The sequence below is a fragment of the Brachyspira sp. genome (assembly GCF_050873525.1).
In the GTDB taxonomy this organism is placed as follows: Bacteria; Spirochaetota; Brachyspiria; order Brachyspirales; family Brachyspiraceae; genus Brachyspira.
Window position 1 is genome coordinate 1 of the sequence record NZ_JBNMIZ010000187.1, and the last position, 5,254, is coordinate 5,254.

Consider the following 5,254-nt stretch of genomic DNA (forward strand, 5'->3'; position numbering starts at 1 on the left):
AAAAATTATTGCATCATTGAATATAATAAAGAAAAAATCGTAAATCTATCGGGCAAAAAAGATAATTATTCTATGGAATTAAAAAAGGGAAATTATAATATAAAATCGGACGGCTATGAATCGAATATAAATATAGAATAATTTTTTGGAATTTATTTTAAAATTTTTTTGGAAATTTTTAATGAAAGATATATGCAAATGGGCTAAAACCGAAGTCGAAATAAAATATCATAACGAAGAATGGTGTCGTATTTGCCATGACGAAATAAAATTATTTGAAATGCTTATACTCGAAGGAATGCAGGCGGGACTCACTTGGAAATGCATTCTTAATAAAAGAGAAAATATGCGCGAGGCTTTTGACAATTTCGATTATAAAAAAATAGCGAAATATGATTCCAAAAAAATTGAAGAACTTTTGAATAATAAAGGAATAATTAGAAATAGAAGAAAACTGGAAGCTTTAATAATAAACGCGAATAAATTTATAGAAGTTCAAAAAGAATTCGGAAGTTTCGATAAATATATTTGGAGTTTCACAAAAGGAAAAAGAATAAACAACAAATTAAAACCGACTGACGATTTGCCCGCAAGAAGCGAACTTTCCGATTTGATAAGCAAGGATTTGATTAAAAGAGGATTCAAATTCACGGGAAGCATTATAATTTATAGTTATTTGCAGGGAATAGGAATAGTTAACGACCATAGTATAAATTGCAGATTTCATAATGAAAAATAGAGCGGGAAATTCTTTTTATAAAAATATCAAATAAAAGTTATGTAAACTATATATAAAAAAACTATAAAGTAGATACTTGATAAAATAATTAAAAATGTTATTATTTATAATAATTTGCAAAAGAATATATGATAAAATAATATGAATGTAGAATTTTTACTTTACGCGAAATTTGATAATAAACGAGTAATTCCTATTCGAGACAGATTATTTAAAGCGATAGTTTCGTCTTTAAATGAAGTTAGCATTAATCCGCTTGTAATGATGTCGGAATATTCGATAATAGAAAACGAAAATACTTTAATATATTCTTTTCATCCGACTTCCGACCCGATGTATTTTGAATATAAAGACGACACTTTATTTGTAACCGTAAGCGCGGGAACTTTCGGAGCAGGTTATCATAAATTCGTTATAAATGTTTTGGATAGAATAGCGCGAAGACTCGATATAAAATTTGAAGAAAGCGAAGAATATAAGGACCCGAGCGGTTATTTTGTAGAGAGAGATTTTAATAAATTAAAAAAATTTTTTATAGATTCCTTAACCGATTATTCAAAAATGCTTTTGGAACATCATGAAAAAGGTTTTGGAAATTTTATGATAGCCATGCCTTACGATTACCCGATTATCGAAAAAGAATATTTTGCTCTTTCGACTTTAGGATATTGGGGAAAAACTTGGTTTACGGATTTTGTTAATGCATCCGAAGAAGATAAAGAAAAATTTGCCGAAGATTTTTTTATTTGGAACGGCGAAGAAATGAACGCTCAATTCTGGTTTAAAAGTTTGATTAGTCTTATATGGCTTTATTTTCCGTTTAGAGAAATTATAGACGACAAAGAAAAAAAACTTTATAAAGAAATAATTTATTCTTTTCAAGAAGCTTATAAAAAAGATAAAAATTTAAGATATCCTTACGATGTTTTAATAAAAGTCGCCGAATATTTGGACGATTCAAATTTGGTAAAATTTTTTGAAGAAAATAAAATTAATTATCAGCCGAATATCAATGTAGGATTTAGAACGGAAAAAGCGCGTTATTTGGTTGCGGGCGGATTTACAATCGTTTTGCCAATGCGAATGAATATGAATAGAAGCGATAAAACTCTCGTTGAATTCAGAGATATTAATATTTATATTGCAATGCAGGTTTATACTTTTTCAAATGAAGAAACCGACATTATAATGGATTATGTGATTAAACAAATGGATATAGCGGACGAAGACAAGGGAAAATCTTTGGATATAAAAATCGAAGCGGATAATATAAAAAACATAGCTTACGAAAAAAAACTGGATAACGAAGATAATATAATAACGGTTGCCGCGGTTACGAATAAACTTGCCTTGCTTATTTGGTTTACTTATAACGGAGAAGAAAACAGAGAAATTTGTCTGGATGCCATAAAGTCGATAAGATTGGAAGAATCGGATTTATAATTTTAAATAAAATTACCGCTTGACAAACTATAAAAAATTTACTATAATATTAATATAAATAAATCCTTTTAGGAGGAAAAAAAATGAAAAATTACTGTAAATTCGTTAGTCAAGTCAAGTCAAGTCAAGTCAAGTCAAGTCAAGTCAAGTCAAGTCAAGTGCTAAAATTGTATCTTTAATCGCATTATTATTTATATTATTATTTTCAATTAGCTGCAAAGCGAAACAAAATCCAACGCCTAAATATTCAGAACTTGTGGGAACTTGGAAATCTGATACTTCCGATATTGCTTTATCCGCTATTACTTTTACTGTCGATAGCGGTGGCAATCTAAATTTTAATTGTTTATATGAAGATAAAGGTTTTTATCATTATAACTATACTGGAAAGCTTGCGGATAACTTCGATTATCCTTATACCATAGAATTAACTTTTAATATTCCTTCTTATACTCCATTTGCTTCTTGTTCTCTTGATAGCTTGCTTGGTGAAATTTCAAAGTCTCCTTATAAATCGGCGATTGGAAAATTTATATTTAGCGATGCATCGACTTGCGCCGTTTCATTTGATACAATAGTTCATGCTTATTATACTGGAGGCTATAACCATGTTAGTTTTGATAAATTAGAACGCAATTTTAAAAAATAAAATTTATAATAGAAATTAAATTGTTAGAATAAATTTTTTTAAGGCATCGTATTTATTGCGGTGCTTTTTTATTTGTATTGCTTCGATAAATTCTAGTAATGATATAAAAATATATTCGATTGCATGGCTTATTATTGATTAATTTTTTTAATTAAAATATAATATACCAACTTAAATAAATTTATAAATTTCATTATTAGGAGATTAAAAATGAGCGTATATGATTATATCGTAAAAGATTATAGCGGAAAAAATGTTAAATTAAGCAAATACGAGGGAAAAGTTTTATTAATAGTAAACACTGCGACAAAATGCGGATTTACAAAACAATATCCAGCTTTGCAAGAATTATACAAAAAATACAAAAAAGAAGGTTTTGAAATTTTAGACTTTCCATGCAATCAATTCGGAGGACAGGCTAAAGAACCGATAGAAGAAATATTAAAAATCAGAGAAGAAAATTACGGAGTGAAATTCAAATTATTCGATAAAATAAAAGTCAATGGAAAAGAGGCAGAACCTTTATATCAATATTTAAAAAGCGAAAAACCTACGGAAGAAGGCGTTGAAAAAATCAGGTGGAATTTCACAAAATTTTTAATAGATAGAAAAGGAAAAATTGCGGGCAGATTCGATTCGAGAGTAAAACCTGAAGAACTTGACGAAACTATAGAAAAATTATTGAAAAAGTAATTTCAAATTTAAAATCTAATTTATTTTTATTATTTATTTTATGAATAGAAAAAAAGAATTTACCGAAGCTTTAAAATATTCTTTCCCGATAACCGTTCCCGTTCTTATAGGTTATTTGTTTTTGTCTATCGCCTACGGAATATTAATGAAAGCGAAAGGATTTGACACTTGGCTTGCGGTATTTATGAGTTTGGCGGCTTATTGCGGAAGCATGCAATATATAGCGGCAAATTATTTATTTTTAGCGCCTTTCAATCCAATATACGCTTTTATTCTTACTCTAACCGTAAATGCTCGAATGAGTTTTGAAGGAATATCGATGGTTAATAAATATAAGCGGACGGGAATATTCAAACCGTTTTTGATATTTCTTTTGACGGACGAAACTTTTTCGATTCTCTATAGCGCGAAAATTCCAGAAAATATAAACAGAAAATATTTTTTATTTTTAGTTTCTTTTTTAGATTATTCTTATTGGGTTATCGGAACTTTAATTGGCTGTATGCTCGGAGAGTTTATAAAATTCAATACTAAAGGCTTGGATTTTGTTTTAACGGCATTATTTGTCGTAATATTCGTAGAACAATGGATTGAAAATAAAAATAAAGGACGAACGGCGGCAATAATCGGTTTGATATGTTCCATTCCGATAATGATATTTAAAACGAATACATTTATAATTTTAGCTATGATTTTAATATTTGCGGTTATAACCGTGATATACAATATAGAAAAATATAAAAATAAAAAATCGAAATAAAAGAGATAAAAATGACGAATAAAGAATTATTGATAACGGCTTTAATTATAGCGGCGGCTACTTTGATTATAAGATTTTTGCCTTTTGTGATAATAAGAAAATCGATTGCCGAAAGAAAATATATAAAATTTTTAGGCGATATGATGCCTTATTCTATGATTGCCCTGCTCGTTATTTACTGTTTGAAAGATGTCAATTTAATAAAATATCCTTACGGAATTCCAGAATTAATTTCAATAGCGATTATAATTATTTTGCATATTTTAAAAAGAAATGTTTTAATTAGCATTGGCGCTGGAACCGTGATTTATATGATTTTAGTTCAAACTATTTTTATTTAGGAGTAATTATGGGATTATACGAATATTTATCTTCAGGTTTCGGTAAAGCGGAAGATTTAAATTGCGCAGAAAAAATATTATACGGCGCTAATAAAATATACGATTTAGGAATAGACAAAAACGATTTGAAATTAGCGGCGGGATTTGGCGGAGGAATGGGAGTAGGAATTACTTGCGGTATAATAACGGGATGCATAATGGCTTTCTCCAAAGCTTTTATAATAGACAAAGGACATGAAAGTTCTATTTTGAAAGAAATAGAATTGGAATTCATAACGAGATTTCAAGAAAAAATGGGAGAGATTAATTGCATTCCTTTAGTAGAAAAATATAGAAATCCTACAAACGGATGCGATTATATACTTTTGGAAGCCTGCAAAATATTTGACGATATTATGAATAGATATTATAAAAAATAATAACTATAAAAATTAAATTGTTAGAATAATTTTCTTATCGTAATATCAATTCGCGTTAAAAAATAATTCACATTTTTCAAACTTTCCGAAAGCAAAAAATTAATTCTGTCTTTAATATAGCTGTCTCCTCGCTCGCTCATTATGATTGCGGCGGATAAAATATTTTTTAATATCGGAGCTTTTTTTTGATATTCTTTTATTATATTCGTT

At 28.4% G+C, this 5,254-nt stretch carries 7 protein-coding genes and 1 pseudogene; 7 read left to right on the top strand and 1 reads right to left on the bottom strand.

The genetic code is table 11. The annotated features are described in order from the left end of the window. Positions 1-181: 181 nt before the first annotated feature. From ACR0QS_RS10715 to ACR0QS_RS10745, 7 genes are all read left to right on the top strand, one after another. Positions 182-739: a DNA-3-methyladenine glycosylase I gene (locus tag ACR0QS_RS10715; protein ID WP_432633440.1), complete on the top strand. Its 558-nt coding sequence runs from the start codon at positions 182-184 to the stop codon at positions 737-739. A gap of 141 nt (positions 740-880) precedes the next feature. Beyond that, positions 881-2,182, top strand: a complete 1,302-nt coding sequence (locus ACR0QS_RS10720; RefSeq protein WP_432633441.1) for a hypothetical protein — start codon at positions 881-883, stop codon at positions 2,180-2,182. A gap of 256 nt (positions 2,183-2,438) precedes the next feature. Next, positions 2,439-2,831 carry a hypothetical protein gene (locus tag ACR0QS_RS10725; protein ID WP_432633442.1) on the top strand — a complete coding sequence of 131 codons (393 nt, stop codon included), beginning with the start codon at positions 2,439-2,441 and terminating at the stop codon, positions 2,829-2,831. A gap of 210 nt (positions 2,832-3,041) precedes the next feature. Then, positions 3,042-3,524 (top strand): glutathione peroxidase, encoded by a 483-nt coding sequence (locus tag ACR0QS_RS10730; protein WP_147547565.1) that lies wholly within the window; start codon positions 3,042-3,044, stop codon positions 3,522-3,524. 40 nt (positions 3,525-3,564) lie between these two features. Continuing rightward, a complete protein-coding gene (locus ACR0QS_RS10735) occupies positions 3,565-4,284 on the top strand; it encodes an AzlC family ABC transporter permease (protein WP_432633443.1) in 720 nt (239 codons plus the stop codon). Between the two features lie 11 nt (positions 4,285-4,295). Then, complete coding sequence (locus tag ACR0QS_RS10740; RefSeq protein WP_432633444.1) at positions 4,296-4,625, top strand: branched-chain amino acid transporter permease; 330 nt, start codon at positions 4,296-4,298, stop codon at positions 4,623-4,625. Between the two features lie 8 nt (positions 4,626-4,633). Continuing rightward, complete coding sequence (locus ACR0QS_RS10745) at positions 4,634-5,044, top strand: C-GCAxxG-C-C family (seleno)protein (RefSeq protein WP_432633445.1); 411 nt, start codon at positions 4,634-4,636, stop codon at positions 5,042-5,044. Positions 5,045-5,064: 20 nt separating this feature from the next. Here ACR0QS_RS10745 and ACR0QS_RS10750 read toward each other — a convergent pair. Further along, a pseudogene (locus tag ACR0QS_RS10750) lies at positions 5,065-5,254 on the bottom strand (motility associated factor glycosyltransferase family protein); the annotation flags it as partial.